26 protein-coding genes are annotated in these 22082 nt (G+C 72.1%); 12 read left to right on the plus strand and 14 right to left on the minus strand.

Translation table 11 applies throughout. The features are described 5' to 3' along the window. Positions 1 to 48 precede the first annotated feature (48 nt). The gene (locus ACIBI9_RS01740; RefSeq protein WP_397220004.1) at positions 49 to 1518 is read right to left on the minus strand and encodes a leucyl aminopeptidase; all 1470 of its coding nucleotides are present in this window, start codon (positions 1516 to 1518) and stop codon (positions 49 to 51) included. 97 nt (positions 1519 to 1615) lie between these two features. Here ACIBI9_RS01740 and ACIBI9_RS01745 point away from each other — a divergent pair, with 97 nt between their 5' ends. From ACIBI9_RS01745 to ACIBI9_RS01755, 3 genes are read left to right on the plus strand one after another with little or no spacing between them, the layout of a single operon-like run. After that, positions 1616 to 1963 carry a GntR family transcriptional regulator gene (locus ACIBI9_RS01745; protein WP_185072825.1) on the plus strand — a complete coding sequence of 116 codons (348 nt, stop codon included), beginning with the start codon at positions 1616 to 1618 and terminating at the stop codon, positions 1961 to 1963. Further along, positions 1960 to 2922, plus strand: a complete 963-nt coding sequence (locus ACIBI9_RS01750; RefSeq protein ID WP_397220005.1) for a hypothetical protein — start codon at positions 1960 to 1962, stop codon at positions 2920 to 2922. Before ACIBI9_RS01745 ends, ACIBI9_RS01750 begins: the two co-directional genes overlap by 4 nt. Continuing rightward, the gene (locus ACIBI9_RS01755; RefSeq protein ID WP_397220006.1) at positions 2919 to 3806 is read left to right on the plus strand and encodes a CPBP family intramembrane glutamic endopeptidase; all 888 of its coding nucleotides are present in this window, start codon (positions 2919 to 2921) and stop codon (positions 3804 to 3806) included. The genes ACIBI9_RS01750 and ACIBI9_RS01755 overlap by 4 nt, the downstream gene beginning before the upstream one ends. A 26-nt stretch (positions 3807 to 3832) precedes the next feature. Here ACIBI9_RS01755 and ACIBI9_RS01760 read toward each other — a convergent pair whose 3' ends face one another. Beyond that, positions 3833 to 4597, minus strand: coding sequence for an adenosylcobinamide-GDP ribazoletransferase (locus ACIBI9_RS01760; RefSeq protein ID WP_397220007.1), 765 nt, complete (start codon positions 4595 to 4597; stop codon positions 3833 to 3835). Between the two features lie 33 nt (positions 4598 to 4630). On the opposite strand from ACIBI9_RS01760, the gene ACIBI9_RS01765 reads away from it, so the two are divergent. Further along, positions 4631 to 5431 (plus strand): ABC transporter ATP-binding protein, encoded by an 801-nt coding sequence (locus ACIBI9_RS01765; protein WP_397220008.1) that lies wholly within the window; start codon positions 4631 to 4633, stop codon positions 5429 to 5431. Positions 5432 to 5434: 3 nt separating this feature from the next. Here the strand turns inward: ACIBI9_RS01765 and ACIBI9_RS01770 are convergent, their stop codons facing one another. Beyond that, entirely contained in the window at positions 5435 to 6484 is a 1050-nt protein-coding gene (locus ACIBI9_RS01770; protein WP_397220009.1) for a bifunctional adenosylcobinamide kinase/adenosylcobinamide-phosphate guanylyltransferase, read from the minus strand. A gap of 44 nt (positions 6485 to 6528) precedes the next feature. Next, positions 6529 to 7173 (minus strand): SCO2322 family protein, encoded by a 645-nt coding sequence (locus ACIBI9_RS01775; RefSeq protein ID WP_397220010.1) that lies wholly within the window; start codon positions 7171 to 7173, stop codon positions 6529 to 6531. A gap of 82 nt (positions 7174 to 7255) precedes the next feature. Between ACIBI9_RS01775 and ACIBI9_RS01780 the strand changes: the two genes are divergently transcribed. Then, on the plus strand, positions 7256 to 7462 hold the full coding sequence (locus ACIBI9_RS01780; RefSeq protein ID WP_185072832.1) for a hypothetical protein: 207 nt from the start codon (positions 7256 to 7258) through the stop codon (positions 7460 to 7462). A gap of 70 nt (positions 7463 to 7532) precedes the next feature. Here ACIBI9_RS01780 and ACIBI9_RS01785 read toward each other — a convergent pair whose 3' ends face one another. Continuing rightward, on the minus strand, positions 7533 to 8531 hold the full coding sequence (locus ACIBI9_RS01785) for an aldo/keto reductase family protein (RefSeq protein WP_397220011.1): 999 nt from the start codon (positions 8529 to 8531) through the stop codon (positions 7533 to 7535). 57 nt (positions 8532 to 8588) lie between these two features. Here ACIBI9_RS01785 and ACIBI9_RS01790 point away from each other — a divergent pair, with 57 nt between their 5' ends. Continuing rightward, positions 8589 to 9572, plus strand: coding sequence for a hypothetical protein (locus tag ACIBI9_RS01790; RefSeq protein WP_397220012.1), 984 nt, complete (start codon positions 8589 to 8591; stop codon positions 9570 to 9572). Between the two features lie 28 nt (positions 9573 to 9600). On the opposite strand, the gene ACIBI9_RS01795 is transcribed toward ACIBI9_RS01790, so the two are convergent. Then, a complete protein-coding gene (locus tag ACIBI9_RS01795) occupies positions 9601 to 10182 on the minus strand; it encodes a DUF3043 domain-containing protein (protein WP_397220013.1) in 582 nt (193 codons plus the stop codon). A gap of 152 nt (positions 10183 to 10334) precedes the next feature. On the opposite strand from ACIBI9_RS01795, the gene ACIBI9_RS01800 reads away from it, so the two are divergent. The 6 genes from ACIBI9_RS01800 (at position 10335) to ACIBI9_RS01825 (ending at position 14989) form a co-directional block, all read left to right on the plus strand. Next, positions 10335 to 11153, plus strand: a complete 819-nt coding sequence (locus ACIBI9_RS01800; protein WP_397220014.1) for a PspA/IM30 family protein — start codon at positions 10335 to 10337, stop codon at positions 11151 to 11153. Continuing rightward, positions 11150 to 11428 carry a hypothetical protein gene (locus ACIBI9_RS01805; protein ID WP_185072836.1) on the plus strand — a complete coding sequence of 93 codons (279 nt, stop codon included), beginning with the start codon at positions 11150 to 11152 and terminating at the stop codon, positions 11426 to 11428. The genes ACIBI9_RS01800 and ACIBI9_RS01805 overlap by 4 nt, the downstream gene beginning before the upstream one ends. A 3-nt stretch (positions 11429 to 11431) precedes the next feature. Next, complete coding sequence (gene htpX, locus ACIBI9_RS01810) at positions 11432 to 12331, plus strand: zinc metalloprotease HtpX (RefSeq protein WP_397220015.1); 900 nt, start codon at positions 11432 to 11434, stop codon at positions 12329 to 12331. A 2-nt stretch (positions 12332 to 12333) separates the two neighbouring features. After that, positions 12334 to 12894: a hypothetical protein gene (locus ACIBI9_RS01815; protein WP_397220016.1), complete on the plus strand. Its 561-nt coding sequence runs from the start codon at positions 12334 to 12336 to the stop codon at positions 12892 to 12894. A 29-nt stretch (positions 12895 to 12923) separates the two neighbouring features. Further along, complete coding sequence (locus ACIBI9_RS01820) at positions 12924 to 14309, plus strand: alpha/beta fold hydrolase (protein ID WP_397220017.1); 1386 nt, start codon at positions 12924 to 12926, stop codon at positions 14307 to 14309. A gap of 77 nt (positions 14310 to 14386) precedes the next feature. Next, positions 14387 to 14989, plus strand: a complete 603-nt coding sequence (locus tag ACIBI9_RS01825) for an SIMPL domain-containing protein (RefSeq protein ID WP_397220018.1) — start codon at positions 14387 to 14389, stop codon at positions 14987 to 14989. A 261-nt stretch (positions 14990 to 15250) separates the two neighbouring features. Here the strand turns inward: ACIBI9_RS01825 and ACIBI9_RS01830 are convergent, their stop codons facing one another. From ACIBI9_RS01830 to ACIBI9_RS01865, 8 genes are all read right to left on the minus strand, one after another. Continuing rightward, a complete protein-coding gene (locus ACIBI9_RS01830) occupies positions 15251 to 16141 on the minus strand; it encodes an alpha/beta fold hydrolase (protein ID WP_397220019.1) in 891 nt (296 codons plus the stop codon). Next, the gene (locus ACIBI9_RS01835) at positions 16138 to 16458 is read right to left on the minus strand and encodes a Nif11 family protein (RefSeq protein ID WP_397220020.1); all 321 of its coding nucleotides are present in this window, start codon (positions 16456 to 16458) and stop codon (positions 16138 to 16140) included. The genes ACIBI9_RS01830 and ACIBI9_RS01835 overlap by 4 nt, the downstream gene beginning before the upstream one ends. Continuing rightward, positions 16455 to 16757: a hypothetical protein gene (locus tag ACIBI9_RS01840; RefSeq protein WP_397220021.1), complete on the minus strand. Its 303-nt coding sequence runs from the start codon at positions 16755 to 16757 to the stop codon at positions 16455 to 16457. The genes ACIBI9_RS01835 and ACIBI9_RS01840 overlap by 4 nt, the downstream gene beginning before the upstream one ends. Positions 16758 to 16759: 2 nt before the next feature. Continuing rightward, positions 16760 to 17755 (minus strand): alpha/beta fold hydrolase, encoded by a 996-nt coding sequence (locus ACIBI9_RS01845; RefSeq protein WP_397220022.1) that lies wholly within the window; start codon positions 17753 to 17755, stop codon positions 16760 to 16762. Positions 17756 to 17773: 18 nt separating this feature from the next. Continuing rightward, the gene (locus ACIBI9_RS01850) at positions 17774 to 18883 is read right to left on the minus strand and encodes an NAD(P)-dependent alcohol dehydrogenase (RefSeq protein ID WP_397220023.1); all 1110 of its coding nucleotides are present in this window, start codon (positions 18881 to 18883) and stop codon (positions 17774 to 17776) included. Next, positions 18880 to 19539: a hypothetical protein gene (locus ACIBI9_RS01855; RefSeq protein WP_397220024.1), complete on the minus strand. Its 660-nt coding sequence runs from the start codon at positions 19537 to 19539 to the stop codon at positions 18880 to 18882. Before ACIBI9_RS01855 ends, ACIBI9_RS01850 begins: the two co-directional genes overlap by 4 nt. Before the next feature lie 106 nt (positions 19540 to 19645). Next, the gene (locus tag ACIBI9_RS01860) at positions 19646 to 20929 is read right to left on the minus strand and encodes a ferritin-like protein (RefSeq protein WP_397220025.1); all 1284 of its coding nucleotides are present in this window, start codon (positions 20927 to 20929) and stop codon (positions 19646 to 19648) included. A 13-nt stretch (positions 20930 to 20942) separates the two neighbouring features. Then, a complete protein-coding gene (locus ACIBI9_RS01865) occupies positions 20943 to 21941 on the minus strand; it encodes an alcohol dehydrogenase catalytic domain-containing protein (RefSeq protein ID WP_397220026.1) in 999 nt (332 codons plus the stop codon). Positions 21942 to 22082: the final 141 nt, after the last annotated feature.

The raw sequence follows: 22082 nt of genomic DNA on the forward strand, positions 1-22082 counted from the left end.
AAGGCTCCTTGTCGGGGTGTTCGTGATGCCGTCATCTTTTCATTTGTTTCAGATGCTCGCGTGCCGCTCTGCGAGTCCGATGAGGGTACGGGTGATGGCACCGGTGCCGCCCTTCGGGGTGTAACCGTACGGCTCGCCCTTGTTGAAGGCGGGGCCGGCCATGTCGATGTGGGCCCAGCGCACGCCGTCGGGCACGAATTCCTTCAGGAAGATGCCCGCCGCCAGCATGCTGCCCCATCGCTCCGGCTGGAGGTTGGCGATGTCGGCGATCGGCGAGTCGAGGCCCTTGCGCAGCTCCTCGGGCAGCGGCATGCCCCACGCGCCCTCGCCCGCCGCCTTCGCGGCCTCGACGACCAGCTCCCTGACGGCGTCGTCGTTGGCCATGACGCCGGCCGTGCGCCAGCCGAGCGCGACGATCTGCGCGCCGGTGAGGGTCGCCACGTCGACGATCAGGTCGGGCTCGTCCTGCGCGGCCCTGGCGATGCCGTCCATGAGCACCAGGCGGCCCTCGGCGTCGGTGTCGAGCACCTCGACGGTCTTGCCGCTGTAGCTGTGGATGACGTCGGAGGGGCGCTGGGCGGTGCCGCTCGGCAGGTTTTCGGCCAGGCAGAGGTAGCCGACGGCGTTGACCGGCAGGCCGAGCCTGGCGATGCCGATCATGGCGCCGAGCACCGCGCCCGCGCCGCCCATGTCGGACTTCATCCAGTCCATCGAGGCCGACGGCTTGAGCGACAGGCCGCCGGAGTCGAACGTGATGCCCTTGCCCACGAACGCCAGCCGCTTGGCGGCCTCGGGGTGGGTGTAGGAGAGGCGGACCAGGCGCGGCGGGTTGGCCGAGCCCTGGCCGACGCCGATGAGGCCGCCGTAGCCGCCGTCCTTGAGCTGCTTGTCGTCGAGCACCTCGACGCTCAGCCCCGCCTTGGCGCCCTCCTGCTCGGCGATCTCGGCGAACTTGGCGGGCCACAGGTCGGACGGAGGCGTGTTGACCAGGTCGCGGACCAGGGCGACCGAGTCGGCCAGCACGCCCGCGCGCTCGGCGACGCCGTCGGGCTCGCCTGAGACCACGGTGAGCTCGGCGACCGGCGCCTTCTGCTCGCCGTTCGTGCGGTAACGCGCGAAGGCGTACGCGCCGAGCAGGCCGCCGAGCGCGACGGCCTCTGTCTCCTCGGGCGTGCCGGTGGGCAGGGCGAGCGCGGCCCTGGAGGTGCCGGCGAGCGACCGTACGGCGGCACCGGCGGCGCGGCGCAGACCCTCGGCGTCGGGCGAGTCGCCCAGACCCACCGCGACCAGCAGCGGGGCGGCGATGGCGCCGAACGTGGGAAGCTTGGCCACCTCGCCGGCCTTGCCGGTGAAGGCGACGGCGCGGAGGGAGTCGGCGAGCTTGCCGCCGAAGGCGGCCTCGAGCGACTCGGCGCCCGTGGCGGCGCGCGGGCCGTCCTGTCCTGACCTGAAGCCGACGATCAACGCGTCGGTGTCGATGGAGACTGGATCTGCTGAGTTCAGCCGCACAGTGGTCACGTAAACCGATGCTATCCAGGTCTTCTACGTACTCACAAACAGGGGTTCATCCTACCAATCGCGCGTCATGTCGAATGGTGCTAGTGTCATTAGCACCATGCTGCTGACGCTCGATCTCAACGACGCCCGGCCCCTGCACGAGCAGGTGGCGGGCGCCATCCGCCGCGCCATCGGAGAGGGCTCGTACCGGCCGGGCGACCGCCTGCCGCCGGCCCGCGACCTGGCCCAGGTGCTCGGCATCAACCCCAACACCGTGCTGCGGGCGCTGCGCGACCTGCGGGACGAGGGGTTGCTGGAGTTCAGGCGGGGCCGGGGGGTCAGCGTCGCGGGGCGTGCCGACGGTCGCGCCCTGCTCGCGCAGCGGGCGCGCGAGCTGCTGGACGAGGCCCGCAAGTACGGCTACGGCCGCGACGACCTCATCGCCATCCTGGAGGACCTGCCGTGAATCCCCGAGTCACCGCCGTCATATGGGGGCTGTCCGTCATCGCCGCGCAGACCGCTCTGCCACTGGCGCTGCGGGACCGGCTGCCCGATCCGCTGGCCACGCGCTGGGGCATGGGCGGCCAGGCCTACCGCTCGATGTCCTTGACCGCGTACATCCTGGTCACATTCCTGCTCTGGACGGCGCTCTGGCTGGTCGCGCTGGCCGCGTCCGAGCGGGCCACGGCCCGCAGGCCGAGCCGGACGGTGTGGTGGGGCGGGCTGTTCGGCCTGGGCGTGCTCGCCCTCGGCGTGAACGTCACGACCGTGCTCGCCAACCTCGACGCGGGCAGCTGGGCCGCGGCCCGGCTGCCCGCCTGGCAGGTCCTCGCGGTCATCGCGGCCGGGATCGGCGTCGCCGTTCTCGCGGGGTACCTGCGCAGAGGCGCGCCCGACGCGGATGCCGCCCACCGGATCCCGCCCCTCCTGCGGCTGCGGCCCGGCCGGCGCACCGTGTGGGTGGGCCACGTCGCCAACCGGTGGCTGACGCTGCTCCCGGCCGCCGCCGTGGCCGCCGCCCTGGTGCTGGGCCTGCTCTACGTCACCGGTCTGGTGCCCGGCGGGCAGGCGACGGCGGTCCTGCCCGCGCTCGTCCTCGCGCTGGCGGCCGGGGTGCTGACCTCGTCCGTGTCCGTGCAGGTCGGCGACGGCCGGGTCGCCGTCCAGTTCGGGCCGCTCGGCTGGCCGGCGCGCAGGATCCCCCTGTCGCTGATCGAGTCGGCCTGGTCGGAGACGCGCCATCCGGCCGAGGTAGGGGGCTGGGGCATTCGCGGGCTGCCCGGCGGTTCGACCATCATGCTGCGTGGCGGCGAGTGCCTGGTCATCCGTTACCGCTCCGGCGGCCGGCTCGCGATCAGCATCGACGACGCCGAACGCGGCGCATCCCTCATCAACGCCCTCATCGCGGAGCGAGTGGAGCAATGAAACGACCTCTCCTCATCTTCATCGTCCTGGCCTTCGGGCTGTCGTGGGCGGCGGCGCTGCCCCTCTGGTTCGCCGGCGGGATCGGCTCGCCGCTGCTGCGGCCGCTGGCCACGCTGATGATGTTCACCCCGGCCGTGGGGGTGCTCGGCGTGTGGGCGGTCACGCGCACGCCGTTCCGCGAGTGGGCCAGGCAGACCGGGCTGACGCTGGGCGAGCGCAAGGGGCGCACGGGCGTTCTCATACTGACCGCCTGGCTCGGGGTGCCGCTGCTGCTCCTCCTGGCGGGGGTCCTCAGCGCCGCCGTCGGGCTGTTCTCGATGGACCTCGGCCAGTTCAGCCTGTTCCGGGCGGTGCTGCGGGCCCAGGGTGTGGGCGTGCCCGAGAGCCTCACCACGGCGGTCGTGCTGCAGATCGGGATCGGCGTGATCGCCGGGCCCGTGCTGAACGCGATCCCCGCGCTGGGGGAGGAGTGGGGCTGGCGGGGCTGGCTGCTGCCCCGGCTCGTCTCCACCAACGGCATGCTCCTCGGGCTGGTCTTCACCGGCGTCATCTGGGGCCTCTGGCACGCGCCCCTCACCCTCCTGGGCTACAACTACCCGCGGCTCAGCTCCTGGGCGGCGCTGTTCTTCGTGGGCTTCTGCGTCCTGTTCGGGGTGCTGATCGGGTGGCTGCGGCTGCGCACGGGCAGCGTGTGGCCGGCCGTCGTGGCCCACGGCTCGCTGAACGCCGTCTCCCAGTCCGTGCTGCTGCTCGGCGACGCCGCCGCGCCGCCCAACGAGGTGCTGGTCGGCCTGACCGGCCTGGTGGGCTGGGTGCTCATGGCGCTCCTCGGCGCGGCCCTGCTCCGCTTCTATCCGGTACGCGTGCCGCAGCCGGTCGCCTGACCCTCTCGATTCGATCCCGGGGGCGCTCAGCCGAGGATCGCGCACACGGCCAACGTGGTGGCCGTGGCCGCCTCGACCAGCGCCCCCAGAACGTCACCGGTGATCCCGCCGAGGCGCCGCCGCGCGTGCCCGAGCAGCAGCAGGGCGGCGGCCAGCCCGGCGAGCAGGCCGAGCGGCAGCACGATCGTCCCTGCCAGACTCAGGCCGGGCCCTCCCGAGCCCGGCGCCAGTCCGGCGGCGGCGGCGCCGAGGAGCGCGGCCAGGGTGACGAGCACGGGGGCGGGGCGGCGTACCGTGCCCGCGACCGTCGCGCCGAGCCCGTCGGGCCGGGCGGCGGGGACGCCCGTCCGGCAGGCCCAGGTCAGCGCCAGCCGCCCGGCCACGCAGGCCGTCACCAGTGCCGCGTACCCGGCCCCGGCCGCCGCGGCGACCTGGACGACCAGCGTCAGCACCAGCGTCATCACGCCGAACGGCCCGATGTCCGACTTTTTCATGATGTCGAGCGCCTGAGCGGCCGGCTTGCCGCTGCCCAGCCCGTCCGCCAGGTCGGCGAGCCCGTCCAGGTGCAGCCCCCGGCTCAGCACGGCCAGCAGCCCGACCGCCAGCGCCGCCCCCAGTAGCGGCGGCCCGGGCAGGATCAACGGCAGCCCGGCGACCAGGCCGAGCGCCAGCCCGACCACCGGGGCCAGCGCCATCGCCTGCCCCGCGACCTCCCGATCCACCCGCTCGACCCGCACCGGGAAGACGCTGAGTGTGCCGATCGCGAACGAGAGCCCATGCGGAAGGCGCATATCGGACGATCGTAGGCCCACTAGTGTGGCGGGATGCACGTGGTTGAACTCGAAGGCGTAGGTGTCCGAGTTGTCGGCAAGTCGCTGCTGGACAGCGTCGATTGGCAGGTGGACTACGGCGACCACTGGGTGATCCTCGGTCCCAACGGCGCGGGCAAGACGACGCTGCTCTCCCTGGCGGGCGCCGTCCGGCATCCGAGCGAGGGCGCGGTCAAGGTGCTCGGCCACAAGCTCGGCCGGGTGGACGTGCGGGAGCTGCGCCGCCACATCGGCCTGGTCGCGGTCAGCCAGCGGCTCATCGACGAGGAGCTGATGGAGGAGGAGGGCGCGACCGCGCACACCGTCGTGCTCACCGGGCACACGGGGACGAGCGTTCCCCTGTGGGACAAGTACGGCGAGGCCGAGCGCGACCGCGCCCACCGGCTGCTGGCCGACCTGGGGTGCAAGGACCTGGCGGACCGGCCGTTCCGCGTGTGCTCGCAGGGGGAGCGGGCCAGGATCAGGGTGGCCAGGGCGCTCATGGCGGATCCGGCGGTGCTGCTGCTCGACGAGCCGTTCGCGGGGCTCGACCTGCCGGCCAGGGAGGACCTCATCGCCGCCGTCGAGGACCTGGCCACGACCCGGCCCGTCCTGACCACCGTGACGGTGACGCACCACCTGGAGGAGGTGCCGGCGACGACCTCCCACGCGATGCTCATGCGCGACGCCAGGGTGCTGGCCGCCGGCCCGGTGGAGGAGGTGCTCACCTCGGCCAACCTCTCGGAGTGCTTCGGCCGCCCCCTCCACGTGGACCGCCTCGACGGCCGCTGGTACGCCCGCGCCGTCCGCCCGTAGCGCTCACAGCTCCAGCAGGCGCCCCGCCACCACCAGGGCCACGTACTCCGACTCGGCGGCGAGGCGTTCGTTGAGGCGGCCGAGCGCGTCCCGGAAGGCCCGCCCGCTGGACGTGGCGGGCACCACCCCCATTCCCACCTCGTCGGAGACCGCCACGAGGCGCACGGGCGTCTGCCGCCAGGCCGCCACGAGCTCGTCGCAGCGTTCGCGGACGGGCGCGCGGTCGCCCTCCCAGGCCCCGTGCTCGTCGAACACCGCCGTCAGCCAGGTCCCGAGCCCGTCGATCAGCAGCGGCGTGGTGGCCTGCCCGATGGCCGAGACGAGGTCGGCGGTCTCGACGGTGGCCCAGTGCGCGGGCCGCCGCTCCCGGTGCGCCCACACGCGTGCCGCCCACTCGCCGTCGCCCGCGCCGCTCGGGCCGGTGGCCACATAGGTGACGTACGGCTCGGCCGCCAGCCGCAGTTCGGCCTCGGCCGACTTCCCTGACCGCGACCCGCCCAGCAACAACGCCCGCCACGGCGCCGTCGCGGGGCCGCCGGGACGCGTGCTGCCATCGCCGGGCCACGTCCCGATGGCCGTCCCGTGGAGCGTCCGGCCGGTCTCCAGCACCGTCCCGTCGGGGACGGCCTGCGCGCCCCACAGCCGCAGGCGCCTGGCCAGCTCCTCCTCCGAGCGGATCCGGTGGTCCAGCCCGACGGCCACCACCAGGGTCCGGTCGTCGGCCAGCCCCGCCCGCCGCAGTTCCCCGAGCCGCTCGGGCCGATCGAGCAGGTCGATCAGCACCACGTCGTACCTGCCGGGCCCGTCCGCGGGCACCGGCCGCCCCTGCGGGAGGCAGAGCAGCCGGGAGCCGTCGGGGCCGGCCAGCCCCAGCCCGCCCGCGCAGGCCCGGTACCCGCCCGGCGGGTCGTCGAAGGGGAAGCGGGCCACGCCGTCCACGACCAGCTCGAACGGGCGCCGGTGGCCGGACGGGAGTCCGGCGCACGAGGCGCACCGGCAGCCGGGCTCCGGCCATCCCGCGCCGCCTGCCGTACCGGAGACAAGGATCTTCACCGCGCCGAGCGTAGCGTCCGGCCGGGTGCATGGAACGTTCCAGGTCAGGCCCTGGTCCTGGAGCGGCGGCGGGTGGCCGCCACGGCGCCGCCCGCCAGCAGGGCGAGCGCGCCCGCGCCGGCCGCGATCAGCGTGATCGGCAGGGCGCTCCCGGACGGCGCGGCGGACGCGGCGGCGGCCGTCAGTTCGGTGCCGCTCTTCTCCTTGGACGGATAGTCCGCGACCGCCACGACGGTCCCCTGGGCGTTCACGCGGACCTTGGCGGTGGAGGCGAGGAGCTGGGCGGCGGTGGCGTTCTCGGCGCCCGCGACGCACTTCAGCAGGCTCTGGCCGGGAGGCCGCTCACCGGGGTAGGCGTCGGCCTCCCCGTCGCCGAAGTCCACCGCGACCACCACGCGCTTGTGCCCGGACCCGGCCGCGTCCCTGTCGCACACCGCCTGGAACGACGGCAGGTCCCCGCCGGGCGACTCGCCCCTCACCCCGTCCGGGGCCACGGAGAAGCGCCACCCGATGACCGATCCGTCCGGCGGGGCGGCGTCGGCCGTCACGGCCAGCCAGGCCGTCCCGTCGCTCTGCCACGCGCTCCACGCACGCGGGACCCCGGGGTCGGCGAGAGCGGAGGAAGGAAGTGAGAGGAAGGCGGCCGCCCCGAGTGCGACCCCGGCCGCAACACGATATGCGCGCAGCATCGATTGACCTCCAAGCTCGGGAGTAGGGTTCCAGTGCCTGCGGAGGGTGCGCCGGCGAACCCGCGGAAAAGGAGCGTATGGCATGACATGGCGGTGGCGTTATGAAAATGCAAATGGTGGTGAGGTAACGGATCGCCCTTTGCCGCGAGAAGTGTTTCCGAGCCAGGCCGACGCGGAGTCCTGGCTCGGTGAGAACTGGCGTGACCTGCTCGAATCGGGAGTTGAGCAGGTGGCCTTGCTCGAAGAGGACCGTGTGGAGTACACGGGATTGTCATTGCGTCAGGAGTGACCGGCGGTAAATGAAAAACCCCTTGAGCGCGATTGTGGCTCAAGGGGTTTTTTCTTGGAGGGGCGACAGGTTACGGGCGGGTGCTCGGGCTCTGCGTCTTCGCCGGGTCGCGCTCCACGACCGGGCCGAGCACGTCGTCGATCCGCTTGAGCACGTCGGCGTCCAGCTTCACGCCCGCGGCCTTGACGTTGTCACGCACCTGCTCGGGGCGGCTGGCCCCGACGATGGCGCTGGAGACGTTCGGGTTCTGCAGCACCCAGGCGACGGCCAGCTGCGCCATGCTCAGCCCGAGGTCGGCGGCGACCGGCTTGAGCTCCTGGACGCGGGTCAGCACGTCGTCGTTCATGAACCGGGCGATCATGGCGCTGCCGCTGTCGTCGGTCGCCCGGGAGCCCTCCGGCGGCTGCTGTCCGGGCAGGTACTTGCCCGTGAGCACGCCCTGGCCGATCGGCGACCAGACGATCTGGCCGATGCCCTCCTTCTCGCTCAGCGGCACGATCTCGCCCTCGATGATCCGCCACAGCATCGAGTACTGGGGCTGGTTCGAGACGATCCGGTCGAAGCCCATCTCGTCGGCGATCTTCAGGGCCTGGGCGATCTGGTCGGCCGTCCACTCGCTGACGCCGATGTAGAGGACCTTGCCCTGGCGTACGAGGTCGTCGAACGTCTTGAGCGTCTCCTCCAGCGGCGTCTCGTAGTCGAACCGGTGCGCCTGGTACAGGTCGACATAGTCGGTCTGCAGGCGGCGCAGCGAGCCGTTGATGGACTCGGTGATGTGCTTGCGTGACAGGCCGCGGTCGTTCTGGCCGGGGCCGGTCGGCCAGTAGACCTTGGTGAAGATCTCCAGCGACTCCCTTCGCACGCCCTTCAGCGCGCGGCCGAGCACCTCCTCGGCCTTCGTCGCCGCGTAGACGTCCGCGGTGTCGAACGTGGTGATGCCCTCGTCGAGCGCCGCCTGCACGCACTGCTTGGCGGCGTCCTCCTCGACCTGGGAGCCGTGGGTGAGCCAGTTTCCGTAGCTGATCTCGCTGACTTTGAGACCGCTACGACCGAGGTGTCGGAATTCCATGCATCAGACTTTAATCCCGGTCCATGGGGTGATCGGTTTCGGGATAGGGTGCGCGACGTGCTGAAGCTCGTACGGCTGGCGCTGACGGCGGCCATCCTGACCGCGATCGCGGTACGGCTGCGCCGCCGCGCCCGGATCCCCGGCAAGCCGCCCGCGCCCCCGATCTCGGCGGGCGTCTCACGGGCGGCCGGACGGACGCGGATGGGCCTGGTGTGGGCCGCCATCGCGGGAGTCGTGGTGCTGACGCTGGCCGCCGCCGTCATCCCCACGGGGCCGCAGGTGGTGTCCGAGGCGCGGGCGGCCGTCTACCAGGCTCAGCAGTCGGCCATGACCGTGGCGATGGGCGCCGACGGGAAGAGCCCGGTGCCCGTCACACCCACGCCGACGCCCGGCGCGCCCACGCCGGCCGCCACGGATCCGACGCCCGTCGCGCCCACGCCGACCGCTGCGGGGCCTGCCTCGACGCCGCCCCCGGGCATCCCGGCCGCGTGCATGCTGAGCGGCCGGACGGCGGTACGCCCGATCAGCCCGCGCGTGCGGGCGGCGGTCGACCGGCAGTGGCGGCGCATCGAGCGGTGGCTGCGGGAGCACGCGCCCCGGACGTACGCCTCGCTGGGCGCCCCCGGCAGGGCCGGCACCATCGCGCTCGCCGAGGCCCAGACGGGCCTGGAGTTCCCCGACGACCTGAGGGCCTCGCTGCTGCGCCACAACGGCATGTCCGGCCCGCCCGCGGCCCGCTTCGGCTTCGGCGGGGAGCAGGTGCTCGGCGTGCGCGGGATCCGCGACCAGTGGCGGGAGAGCTGCGCCGCGCGGGTCGGCAGGGGCGACCCGATCGGCCGGCTGATCCGCGTCGGCACCCTGATCGAGGTCGACGCGGACACCGGTCACGTGGTGGCGTCGATGGTGGGGCCAGAACCGATCTGGCCCTCGTACCACGCGATGCTGCGCGACATGGCGGACGCGCTGGAGAAGGGCCGCCCCGTGTTCGGGGCGCGGGCCACGGTGAAGGGCGGCCTGCTCCGCTGGTCCGACGCTCAGTGAGCGAGCCGTCCCCGGTGGCCGGGGACGGCTACTTCTTGGGCACCGGCTTCCCGCCCGGCAGCACCATGGGCGGCGGGAAGCGCAGCTTGCGGATCTGCAGCGCCCGCATCGCCGCGTAGAAGCCCACGCCCTTGGTGCTCTCCTGGGGCAGCTTCTCGGCCACCAGGCGCTTCACCTTCCACGCCACGTAGACGGAGGTGAACAGCACGCCGATCATCATGATCGGCCAGCCGATGGTGACCGTGTATCCCAGCACCGCGGCGCGGATCGACATGGGCCACGGGATCCACGTCGCCAGCAGGATCAGTAGCGAGAACGGCAGGAAATACTGGCTCGGCAAGCGCCGGGAATCGACCCACTCGCGCGCGAACTTGCGCGCTGCGCCCTTGTCACGAGCAGGAAAATACCGCTCGTCACCTGCGAGCATGCCCTGGCGGGCCCTGTCGCGCTCGGCGGCCTGCTTGGTCCGCATCTGCCGATAGGCCTCTTTGCGGTCTTTCGGCGCATGGACCGGCTGGCGCCGTTTGCTCTCCTGATCACGGCGCTTGGGAGTGGGACGACCTTTACCCTGGGGCTTAGGATCGTCATCGGGGACGGGGGTGTCGTCCACGGAGGTTTGGGAACGGCGTCGCAACACGACGTCAACCCTACCTGGACTGCAACTTAGTGACGCCCTCGTGCGTTATGCGTAGGGTAATCCCAAGGCGGCTGCGCTGCATTGGGTGAACACCAGCACGACCTAGAAGGGGACGGCCGACGCGCATGAGCGTGATGAAGAGACTTTCGATGATCTTCAAGTCCAAGGCCAACAAGGCCTTGGACAAGATGGAGGATCCGCGCGAGACCCTTGACTACTCCTATCAGCGGCAGCTCGAGCTGCTGCAGAAGGTGCGCCGGGGTGTGGCCGACGTCGCCACGTCGCGTAAGCGGGTCGAGCTCCAGGTAACCGGCCTCGAGAAGCAGGCCCAGCGCCTTGAGGAGCAGGGCCGCAAGGCGCTGTCCGTCGGGCGCGAGGACCTCGCCCGCGAGGCGCTGCAGCGTCGCTCCAATCTGCAGACGCAGATGGCCGATTTGAAGCTGCAGCACGACAACCTGCAGGCCGAGGAGGAGAAGCTCACCACGGCTTCCCAGCGGCTGCAGGCCAAGGTCGACGCCTTCCGTACGAAGAAGGAGACGATCAAGGCCACCTACACCGCCGCCGAGGCGCAGACCCGGATCAACGAGGCCTTCTCCGGCATCTCCGAGGAGATGGGCGACGTCGGCCTGGCGATCCAGCGCGCCGAGGACAAGACGGCGCAGATGCAGGCCCGCGCCGGCGCGATCGACGAGCTGCTGGCCAGCGGCGCGCTCGACGACTACACCGGCACCCGCGGCGACGACATCCAGGCCGAGCTCGACCGCATGGGCGGCGGCATGGACGTCGAGCTGGAGCTGGCCAGGATGAAGGCCGAGCTGGGCCAGGGCCCCGCGCCCAAGAGCGCCATCGAGCAGGGCCAGCCGCAGCAGCAGGCCCAGCCCCAGGCGCAGCCGCAGCAGCACGGCGGGACCCAGCAGCTTCGTCAGCCTGGGGAGCCGGCATGATTGTCAGGATCATGGGCGAAGGCCAGGTGCAGATCTCCGCCGACGACATCGCGGTGCTCAACGAGCTCGACACCGAGCTCGAGGCGGCCATCGAGGTCGGTGACGAGCCGATCTTCCGTACGAAGCTGCATGCACTGCTCGACAAGGTGCGCCAGGTGGGCAAGGCGCTTCCCGACGACAGCCTTGAGCCGTCAGAGCTGATCCTTCCCCCCGCGGACGCCTCGATCGAGGAGGTCCGGGAGATGCTGGGCGACCAGGGCCTCATCCCGGGCTGAGCCGTGAGCACGCGGTTCGCGTCCGACCGCGGGCTGACCACCCGCATGGCCGTGACGATGTTCCTGCTCGGGCTGCTCTATGTCGTGTTCATCGGCGTCCTGATCGCCCTCGGCGTACGGGCGCTGACCGTGCTGGTGATAGCCGGGGGCCTGCTGTTCGTCCAGTACTTCCTGTCCGACCGCATCGCGCTGTTCGCGATGCACGGGCGGGAGGTCTCGCCACAGGAGGCTCCCGAGCTGCACGGCCTGATCGACCGGCTGTGCGCGCTCGCCGACATGCCCAAGCCGCGGGTGGCGATCGCCGACTCCGACGTCCCCAACGCGTTCGCCACCGGCCGTAACCAGAACAACGCCGTCGTCTGCGTGACGACCGGCATCCTGCGCCGCCTGGAGCCCCAGGAGCTCGAAGGGGTTCTCTCGCACGAGTTGTCGCACGTCGCCCACCGCGACGTCGCCGTCATGACGATCGCCTCGTTCCTGGGCATCGTGGCGGGCCTCATGACCAGGATCGCCCTCTACACGGGGCTGGGCGGCCGGCGCAACGGCAACCAGGGCGGCCTGCCCGTCGGGCTGATCATCCTGCTCGTCTCCGTCGTCGTGTACGCGATCAGCTTCCTGCTCACCCGTGCCCTGTCGCGCTACCGCGAGCTGTCGGCCGACCGCGCCGGCGCCCTGCTCACCCAGCGCCCCTCGGCCCTGGCCAGCGCGCTGGTGAAGATCACCGGCGACATGGCCAGGATCCCGACCCAGGACCTGCGCGAGGCGGCGCCGTTCAACGCCTTCTACTTCGCCCCGGCGGCGGCCCCGGGCCAGACGCTGGCGAACATGTTCTCCACCCACCCGCCGCTCGAACGGCGGCTGGCCCAGCTGGCGGACATCTCCCGGCAGCTCGGAAGGGGCTGAGCATGGGCTGGCTGGATGCCCTGCTCGGCCGGTCCAAACCGGTCAAGCCCAACCTCGACGCGCTGTTCGCGCTGCCGTCGGCGGCCGTGACGCTGCAGGCCGCGACCGGGCTCGTGCCCACGGGCCTCGGCTCGGTGGCCTTCAGGGCCGCGGAGGGCGGCGCCTTCGCCTCCCTGGAACGCGACGTCAAGGCCCTGCTCGGCGAGCGAGTCGAGGAGTCGCACGACTCGTACGGCTACACCTGGCTCATGGTGCGCCGCTCGCCCGACGCGCTCGGCGACCTGGTCACCGAGCTGCACGCGGTCAACTCGTCGCTCGAGTCGGCCGGGTTCGGGCCGTCGCTGCTGTGCTCGCTGGTGTCGTTCCGGTCCGAAGCCGACGGCCGGCGGCTGGCCGTCGTGTACCTGTACAAACGCGGGACCTTCTACCCGTTCGCCCCGCTCGCCGCTCAGAGGCGGGACAACGCGCTCGAACTGCAGGTCCGGGGCGCCCTCGAGGGCGAGTTGCCGCTGGAGAAGGATCTCGGCCGGTGGTTCCCGGTCTGGGGCGCGCCCGGTCTGTGACCGGACACCTTGAGTGATCTAATGATCACGTGGAGCGAAGGTTGTACGTCCTCGCGGCTTCCGCGTTCATCGTGGCGGCGGTGCTGGGCAGTGCGTGGATCACCGGCCAGTTCACCACGCCGGAGGTCGACAGGACCGACGGGTACGTCAGCGAGCTGGCCGCCCGCGACCAGCCGTGGACGCGGCTCTTCCGCACCAGCGACGCGCTGGCGGGGCTGGCCTGCGCGGCCGGGGTGGCGCTGGTGCCGAGGGTGGCGCGCGAGTGGCAGGCTTGGCTGGCGCTGGCGGCGTTCGGGCTGTTCACGTTCGCGGCCGGGCTGTTCCCGCTGGACTGCGCCACGCTGAGCGACCCGTACTGCGGGCGGCGGGTCGTGTCGCCCGTGCATCACGTGCACCAGCTGGCCGGGGCGCTGGCCACGGCCGCCCTGCTGGCCGCGATGGTGCTGCTCAGCGCGCGCTGGCGGTCGTGGGTGTCGTGGCTGTTCACGTGGCTGGGGCTGGCGGCCACGCTGCTCACCGCCGCCGCGCTCGCCGACCGGCACGGGGCGGGGCTCGCCCACCGGGCGCAGCTCACGCTGTTCGCGATCTGGCTGGTGTACGTGGCCGTCCACCTGCTCATCACCGACGATCCGCCCGTCCCGCCGATCATGGCGGGGGCGTTCGATCAGGAAGGCGGGTACGCCGGGCCGCACGTGATCGAGCAGGGCGACGGGCCCGTCGTGCTGATCACGGCCGAGCTCGGGGGCGCCTGGTTCCACTGGGGCGCGGTGGCGGGGCTGCTGGCCGGGACCCATCACGTCATCCGCTTCGACCGCTGCGGCCTCGGCCTCAGCCCGCACGCGCCCGTCCCGCCCACCCTGTACACCGAGGTGGCCCGCCTGGCCGCGCTGGCCCCCTCCCATCCCGAGCAGGTGACCGTCGTCGCCCACGGCGTGGCCTGCTGGCACGCGGAGGCGTTCGCCAGGCTGCACCCGCTGCGCGTGGCCAAGCTCGTCCTGGTGGACCCGGCCCCTGTCGTGGAGCGCAAGCCGTCCGCGCCGGCCAGGAGCGCCGGCCGGTGGCTGCCCGCCCTGGGCGGCACGTGGGGCGCGACCGCCGTGGCCCGCCTCGCGGGGCCCGCCGGCCACCGGCTGCTCGTTGGCGTGCCCGACCCGTACGGCGTCTACCGCACGGGCAAGGTGCTCGCTGCGGTGGCGGGGGAGTGGCTGGCCCGCCGCGACATGGCCGCCGACCTGCTGCGGATTCGGGAGGAGGCGCAGTTTCCCGGCGTGCCGGTCACCGTGATCAGCGCCGGCGGGCGGGACCTGGGCCACGAGCGGCTGGCCGGGGCCCTGTCCGCCAAGCTCGTACGCCTGCCGGAATGCGGGCACCAGGTCCAGCTGGAGGACCCGGGGGCGGTCGCGGAGGCCGTCTGAGACGCGCCGGGAATCGGCCGGGTGGGATGGCGCCGCGCGTTCTAGGATCGATGCGGAACCCGTTCGAGGGAGTAGGCGTGGACATCACCGTCGTAGGCGAGGGCGCCGTCCTGGCCGCACCCGACATCCTCCGGCTGCACGCGGGCGTCGAGGTCCGCCGGGCCTCCGCCGCCGATTCCTTCACCGCCGTCCGGGCCGCCGCCGCCCGGCTGGCCGAGGCCCTGGCCCGGGAGGGCATCGCCGCGCAGGACGTGCGCACGGTGGAGCTGTCGCTGGGCCCGGAGTACGAGGTTTACCCGAAGGTGGCCGCCTACCGGGCGGTCCAGGGGGTGGAGGTGATCGTCCGCGACCTGTCCCGGGCCGACCACGTCATCGACACGGTCGCCGGGGTGGGGGAGGAGGCCAGGCTGAACGGCCTGGCCTTCGAGGTGTCCGACCCGTCGGGCGTGCTGCGGGAGGCGCGTACGCGAGCGTTCCGCGACGCCGCCGCCAAGGCCGCCCACTACGCCGAGCTGGCCGGGCGCCCGCTCGGCCGGGTGGTCTCGGTGAGCGAGGACGTCGGGGGCGGCGGCCCTCAGCCCCTCACCATGGCCGCCGCGGTGGCGGAGACCGGCGCCTCCATCAGCCCCGGCCGCCAGTCCCTCACGGTGACCGTCCGGCTGGTCTACGACTTCGCCTGACTCCTGGGCGGCACCCTGCCGGCGAGCGTCCCGATGGTGCGGGCGACCTCCTTCGGGTGCTCGTGGTCGCGCCCGCGCATCACCACTCGCCTCGAGGTCGTCGATCTGGCATGGGACTAGCCTGCGGTAGCGCGGCAGGACGGCCGCGAGCGTCCCTGACGCCCGGGCCTGCCACGGCGGCATTCCGGCGGCGTCCCGCGAGAAGATCGTCAACGCCAGGCCGGGCCGTGCGCCCTGCCGGGGTGGCAGGGCGCACGGATCTCACATCGGGTGCCGCTTGAGGAAGGCGTGGGCGGCCTCGCCGACGGCCACCGGGTTCATGCTCTGCAGCCCGTGCGTGGCGTTGGGGATGCCGCACCGCTCCGCCTGCGGCAGCCAGTTCATGAGGAAGCGCTGCGCGTCGCGGAACCCCGGCATCGCCGACTCGCTGTCGAGGCCCATCACCGCCAGCACCGGCATGTCCGGCTTCCGCGTGACCAGCCGGTCGGCCTCCGACGGCTTGAAGCCCCACTGCGAGATCGCCGGGAAGTCGACGGTGAAGGTCGTGTCGACGCACGCCTCGACGCGGTCCCACACGTCGAGGGGCCCGGTCATCTCCACCGCGGGCAGGAAGCTCGGCCCGCACACCGCCTCCATGTAGAGCTGCGCCGCGCCGAGCTTGTCGCCCGTCTCGTACAGCTTCATCGCGTTCATGAAGGCGTCGACGTTGGCCCTGATCGCGTCCGGCTCCTCACGCGGCAGGTACGGCTCCAGCAGGATCGCGCTGTGCGCCCGCTCCGGGTACGACAGCAGGAACTGGAAGGCGATCACGCCGCCGAACGAGAAGGCCATGATGTGCGCCTTCTCGATGCCCAGGTGGTCGAGCAGCTCGGCGACGTGCTGCGCGCCGCCCTCGATGCTCAGCTCGGGCTCGTCCAGCGTGCTGCCGTTGTAGCCGGCCCGGTAGTAGCTGATGAGCTGGTAGTCCTGCAGCAGCGGGGGGTAGAACCGCATGGGGGTGATGAGGCTGTCGGCGATGCTGGTGCCGTGGATGCACAGCACGGGCTCGCCCTCGCCGAGCACGGTGTACCTGAGCTCGGCGTCGGTCACCGGCGCCCGCAGGTTGTGCTCGACGTTCCACTCGCGCCCGATGTAGAGGGCGTTTCGCATCATGGCTTGCGCTCCAATCCGACCAGCAGGCCGGTCTCGTCGAGGCTGGGCACGAGGTCGAAGACGAGGAACTCCAGGTAGTACCGGCCCCACAGCAGGCCCCAGAGCGGGAACCGCTCGTTGAACTCCTCGCCGCGCTCGCGCGCCAGCCGCGCCTCCAGCTCCCAGATCAGCGAGTTGAACTCCTGAGGGGTGAACGGCTGCCCGGCCGCGGCGGCGGCCGCGACGACCTCGTCCTTGGACTTGTCCTTGAGCCGGTCGACCAGGTCCGGCCGCTCGGCCAGACCGCGCAGGAACCCGATGACGTTGGCTTCGCTCATGCCGGCTCCTCCCGGGAGTAGCGGGCGATCACGTGGCCGACCAGGTAGTCGAGGTAGCGCGTGCCCCACATGTGCCGCCACAGGGTGCTGCTCCCGTCGAACGGCTCCTTGTCCTTGTGGATGACGACGTCCGCCTCCAGCCGGCCGATGACCCGCTCGGCGTCGGCCTCGGTGAAGGCGAACCCTTCGTTGCGGGCGTGGAACAGGACCCGGGGAAGGTCCATGGGGGAGTAGCGGGCCAGCAGGTCGGGATCCGACCGGGCCGCCTCCAGGAATCTGACGAACTCCGCCTCGGCCACGGCTAGCTCTCCAGCGCGTGCCTGATGACGTCGTCGATGGCCTTCACGTCGGGCTCGGCCAGCCCGAACGTGGCCAGGTGGCCGTAGACGCTGTCGATCTGGCGGAAGGTCGCGCCGGGGATCCACTCGGCGTACTGCCTGAGCTCGTCCGGCGGGAACAGCGCGTCGCCGGTGAAGGCGGCGATCGTGGTCTTCGCCTTGATCCGGCCCAGGACCTCCCGCAGGGACTCGCCCGTGGCCCCCGGCCAGGCGGAGCGGGCCTTGCGGGCCTGGGTGACCACGTCGTCGGCGTCCTGCGGGAGCCAGAAGCCCTCCCAGAAGCCCTCGACGAACGCGTCCACGCTGTCGAAGCCCAGGGTGCGCCAGACCTCGGCGCCACCGTAGTAGAACGTGCGGGGCGGGGCGGTCAGAGCCGAGCCGTGCGCGACCCGGGCCAGGCCGCCGCTGACGCTCGCCGCGTCGGTGTAGGCGCCCCCGGCGTAGTTGGGGTCCGCGGTGATGGGCTCCTCCACCACCGTCTTCAGCCAGAGCTTGGTCCACGGTGGCGGGGTGGGCGCCCCGGCGATGGGGGCGATGCTCCGTACGAGGTCGCCGAAGCGCAGCGCCCACTCGTACACCTGGATCGCGCCGATCGACCAGCCGAGCGCCAGCCGGATCTCGCGCACGCCGAAGACCTCCTCCAGCAGCCGCTGCTGGGCGATGACGTCGTCGGCGACAGTGACGGTGGGGAAGGGCCGCGACGGGGTGTTGCTCGGCGCGGAGGACGGCGGGAGGCCGAAGTGGCCGGGCAGCACGATGAAGTGGGTGCGGGGATCGAGCGCGCGGTTCTCGCCGATCCAGCCGTTGAGCACCTCGGCGGGGGCGCCGAGGAAGGTCGGGAACAGGACCACGTTGTCCTTGGCCTGGTTGAGCTCACCGAAGGTCTGGTACGCCAGCCGGGCGCCGGGCAGCGTGTCGCCTGAGGTGAGCCGGAAGTCGCCGAGCTCGAAGGTGTTCATTCCTGGCTCCAAACGTCGTCACGTGTCGAACCGCAGAATCGTCTTGATGTTCTTGCCGGACCTGAAGTCGTCCGCCGCGGCCTGGATGTCGGCGAAGTCGTACTCCCTGATGAGCGGCTGCACGGGCAGCCGGCCGCCGCGGATCAGCCGCGCCAGCAGCGGGATGAGCCGGTCGGGGTCGCTGTCGCCCTCGCAGACGCCCAGGATCCGCCGCCCCGGCAGCAGCCGGTGCACGTCGACCGAGACCTCCACCCCGTACGGCGGAGCGCCCACGACGGCCACCGCGCCGCGCGGGGCGAGCGCCTCGATGCCGGCGCGCAGCACGTCGGGGTTGCCCACCGCCTCGACCACGTAGTCGACGCCGGCGCCGCCGGTGATCTTCCGTAGCTCGCCGGCCAGGTCCAGGCCGGTCGAGTCGACGGTGTGGGTGGCGCCGATCTTGGCCGCCAGCTCGAGCTGCGCCGCCTGCCGGCCCACGGCGATGATCTGACTGACCGGGGTGAGCGCCGCGCCCATGACGGCGGCCAGGCCCACCGCGCCCGTGCCGATCACCGCGATGGAGGTGCCGGGCTCCGGGCGCAGCGTGTTCCACACCGCGCCGGTGCCGGTCTGGACGCTGCAGGCCAGCGGGGCCAGCAGCTCGAACGGCAGGTCCGGGTCGACCTTGACGACGCTGCGCTCATCGGCGATGGAGTGGCGGGCGAACGACGACTGGCCGAAGAACCGGCCGCCGAGCGCGACCCCGCCCCTGCTGATCGGCGAGCTGCCGTCGGCGCGCTTGCCGCCGATGAGGTTCTGCGGGATCCATGTGGTGCAGTAGGCGGGGTGGCCGATCCGGCAGGAGGCGCAGCTCCCGCACGAGGTGAAGGTGAGAACGACGTGGTCGCCCGGCTTGACCTTGGTCACGCCCGGGCCCGTCTCCTCCACGACGCCGGCCCCCTCGTGCCCGAGCACGCCCGGCAGCGGGAACGGGATGTGCCCCGCCGCCACCGTGAGGTCGGTGTGGCAGATGCCGGCGGCCTTCATCCGGACGAGGATCTCGCCCTGGCGCGGGGCGTCCAGCTCGACGTCCCGGAGGGTGAACGCCGCCCCCGGCGATTCGACGACTGCGGCTTGGGTGGTGGTCACGAGTGTCTCCGATCGTCGGGGGTGAGGGTGTACGAGCTCGTGACGTGGGTCCACTCCGCCGGCCCCCACTCCGCGCCGTCCCCGACCTGGGGCGGAGCTCCGACCACGCGTACCACGTAGTAGTCGAGCAGGCCGGGGGCCCGTCGGGTCCAGATCGAGCCGAGCTCGTCGTGGTGGCGCTGGCCGAAGTAGAGCCGGTCCTCGTCCCGGCCGTGCGAGCGGGCCAGGCCGAGCAGGTCGTACTCCCGCGGGCAGTCGTCCACGCCCGGCAGGTCCAGGATCGAGCAGCCGCCGTGAGAGACGTCCTGCCACTCGCCGGGCCGCCAGTGGCCGTCGCCCGCCTTCACCTCGTCGGCGCCGGCGATGATCCCGGTGTCGAACAGGCGCAGGCAGACCTTGGTCCGGGAGAAATCGGCGTCGCGCGCGCCGGGCGTGCGCTCGCTGGGACCGAGGAGCTCGAACATGCCCATGATGACGAGCTCGAAGAGCCGGCTGTCGCAGCCGGGGTCCTTGTAGGCGTTGAAATGAATGGCCCAGAAAGGACTGTGCAGCCAGAAGTCGTCCACCCCGAATATTCCCGGGAATACTTCGGCGGCGGCCGGGCTGCGCCATCGGCCGGAGAGTTCCGCGACCGTGAATTCGGCGCTGGTTTCCATCACACCTCGCATGAGTCAATTCTTTTTCCGGCGGCCCGGCCGACGTCAAAGAGCCGATGCGTACATTGGCAAGTCGGCCGGGCGGCGCGAGGTAATTCGTGAAGTCCTACGACGGGAGCAGCGCCGGGGGCACGTGCGCGCGCACCCGCTCGGCCAGCTCGGCCGCCCGGACCCCGGCCGAGGCGGCGACCGCGGACCCCGGACCGCCGGCCTTCTCGGCGGCTCTGCAGCGCTCCACGAGCACTCTCATGCGCTCGTGCAGCAGCGCCCACGAGGGTTCGCGCCAGGGCACGAAGTTGCTCATGGCGTAGTACATCTCGAACGCGAAGCCCGCCGTGCGGCCGGGGTGCTCGGGGCCGACGGGCATTGTGGTCATGGCGGTGGCCAGCGGCCGCAGCACGTCGGCCATCATGCTGATCGACGTGCCGACGAGCAGGCCCAGCTGCTCCTCGCTCTCGTCGGTGTGCGTGAAGAACCTGGTCAGCAGGTGCAGCACCAGCTCGTAGGCCACCGCCGCCAGCTCGGCCGTGCGGCGGGTGCCGGGGTCGGTGATGAGCGGCTGGGGATCCACGATGTCGTAGGGCTGCTTGAGGTAGGCGGCCAGCGCCGGCCGCGCCGGGTCGAAGCCGGGGTCGAGCGCCCGCAGCTCCTCGTACTCCCGCCACACCGCGAGGAAGCGCCCGTAGTGGGCCTGCTCCCAGGAGCCGCGCGCGCCCTCGCCCTGCTCGATGATGAGATCGACCGCGGTGAACGCGGACTCCAGGTCCGTGACCGCGACGAGCTGGGGCCAGCGGAACAGCTCCGGCGTGGCCTGGGCGCGCGGGGACCCGACGAAGACGGCGCGCTCCCCGAGCTCGGCGCAGAGCGCCCGCAGTCCCTCCTCGATCCCGCGGTACAGGTGGCCGATCGTCGCGTACTCCTGGCCCCCGGGCATGAGGTCCGCGGGGTCGAGCCGGGTGCGGGTGGGCGGCACCGGCTCGAACTCCTCGGCGTCCTGCAACTGCATGCCCTCGGGGCGCTCCAGGTACAGGAAGTGGCGCAACGCCTGCTCGCCGAAGGGCAGCAGATCGAGCTGGATGCCCGACGGGAAGTATCCCGAGCGCTGCGGGAAGTTCGGGCGGGTGAAGGTCGGCGCCGCGCCGATGGCGGCCAGCAGGTTGGACACCAGCGCCAGGTGGAGCATCTCCTCGACCGCGATGGAGTGCAGGACCTTGCGCCAGCCGGCGACCGCGTCCGCCTGCTCGGCCGTCAGGCCGTCCTCCGTCCCGCTCTTGAGGCTGGCCTCGGCGAAGAGGTACTGGCTCAGGATCATGTGTTCCAGCTGTGAGGCCTCGTTGAGCAGCCACCACAGGTGCTCCCGGTTCGCTATGACGATCGGGGGCTCGGACATGCCGGGATCCTCCTCAGTTGGGGGTGAGTACGGCGCGGTAGCGCACCTGGCCTGCCTCCACCCGCTTGAGCACCTCGTTGATCTCGGCGAACGGGTAGGTCTCCACGCGCGGCCTGACCTTGCCCGCGGCCATCAGCGTGAGCACCTCGACCAGGTCGGAGCGGTTGTTGTGGGTGCTGCCCTTGATGGAGCACTGCTTGAACAGCAGCGTCGTCATGTCGTCGATCTTCAGCGGGCCGGTGACGCCCATCGTGACCAGCCGCCCGCCGTAGCGCAGGCCGGACAGCACGCGGGCGACGAGGTCCGCCGAGGTGGTGGTGGCCAGGATGATGTCGGCGCCGCCGGCCTCGGCCAGCGCCTTGCCGGGGTCGTCGCCGACCACGACGCCCTGCGCGGCGCCGAGTTCCTTGGCGTACTCCGCCTTGTCGGGCGAGGTGGTGAGCACGACCGTCTCCAGGCCGATGGCGGCGGCCAGTTGCACCGCCATGTGCCCGAGCCCGCCGACGCCCAGCACGCAGACGCGCTCGCCCGGTCGGGGATCGGCGTTGCGCAGGCCGCTCATCGAGGTGAAGCCGGCGCAGAAGGCCACCGCCGCGTCGGTGTAGTCCAGGCCGTCGGGCAGCAGCGTGCACCCCGACTCCCAGGCCACCATCAGGTCGGCGTAGCCGCCGCCCATGTCCATCCACGTCTGGGTGTGCGGGCAGGCCACCGGATGCCAGCTCTGGCACTGGACGCAGCGCCCCTCGCCGCGCTGCATCCACGAGACGCCGACCCGGTCGCCCACCCGCAGGGTGGTGGCGCCGGGGCCGAGCGCCACCACCTCGCCCACCGGCTCGTGCCCAGGCACGATCGGCAGCCGCACCGGCCAGTGGCCACGGCGGACCAGAACGTCGCTGAAGCACATGCCGCACGCCTGGATGCGTACGACGACCTGCCCGGGCCCGGGCTCGGGATCGGGGAGGTCCTGGAACTCCCATGGGGAGTTGAGTTGCGTGACGGCGGCTGCGCGCACGGTCTCCTCCTTGGCGAGACACGTCAGGGAGGCCCACGATAAATATCCGGCCCGCGCCGGCGGCACCCTGACTTAACGGAAACCACGGTGCTTTTGTCAGACGCGGACCTGACGAAATAACGGCGTTCTGTGGCCGAAACG

This window comes from Nonomuraea sp. NPDC050451 (assembly GCF_044458585.1).

Coding starts and splice junctions, on each gene's coding strand:
- ACIBI9_RS01805 (WP_185072836.1), top strand. CDS start 11,150: ATGATTGTCAGGATCATGGGCGAAGGCCAGGTGCAGATCTCCGCCGAC.
- ACIBI9_RS01775 (WP_397220010.1), bottom strand. CDS start 7,173: ATGCTGCGCGCATATCGTGTTGCGGCCGGGGTCGCACTCGGGGCGGCC.
- ACIBI9_RS01780 (WP_185072832.1), top strand. CDS start 7,256: ATGACATGGCGGTGGCGTTATGAAAATGCAAATGGTGGTGAGGTAACG.
- ACIBI9_RS01800 (WP_397220014.1), top strand. CDS start 10,335: ATGAGCGTGATGAAGAGACTTTCGATGATCTTCAAGTCCAAGGCCAAC.
- ACIBI9_RS01785 (WP_397220011.1), bottom strand. CDS start 8,531: ATGGAATTCCGACACCTCGGTCGTAGCGGTCTCAAAGTCAGCGAGATC.
- ACIBI9_RS01815 (WP_397220016.1), top strand. CDS start 12,334: ATGGGCTGGCTGGATGCCCTGCTCGGCCGGTCCAAACCGGTCAAGCCC.
- ACIBI9_RS01835 (WP_397220020.1), bottom strand. CDS start 16,458: ATGAGCGAAGCCAACGTCATCGGGTTCCTGCGCGGTCTGGCCGAGCGG.
- ACIBI9_RS01860 (WP_397220025.1), bottom strand. CDS start 20,929: ATGTCCGAGCCCCCGATCGTCATAGCGAACCGGGAGCACCTGTGGTGG.
- ACIBI9_RS01855 (WP_397220024.1), bottom strand. CDS start 19,539: ATGGAAACCAGCGCCGAATTCACGGTCGCGGAACTCTCCGGCCGATGG.
- ACIBI9_RS01845 (WP_397220022.1), bottom strand. CDS start 17,755: ATGAACACCTTCGAGCTCGGCGACTTCCGGCTCACCTCAGGCGACACG.
- ACIBI9_RS01830 (WP_397220019.1), bottom strand. CDS start 16,141: ATGATGCGAAACGCCCTCTACATCGGGCGCGAGTGGAACGTCGAGCAC.
- ACIBI9_RS01745 (WP_185072825.1), top strand. CDS start 1,616: ATGCTGCTGACGCTCGATCTCAACGACGCCCGGCCCCTGCACGAGCAG.
- ACIBI9_RS01755 (WP_397220006.1), top strand. CDS start 2,919: ATGAAACGACCTCTCCTCATCTTCATCGTCCTGGCCTTCGGGCTGTCG.
- ACIBI9_RS01760 (WP_397220007.1), bottom strand. CDS start 4,597: ATGCGCCTTCCGCATGGGCTCTCGTTCGCGATCGGCACACTCAGCGTC.
- ACIBI9_RS01765 (WP_397220008.1), top strand. CDS start 4,631: ATGCACGTGGTTGAACTCGAAGGCGTAGGTGTCCGAGTTGTCGGCAAG.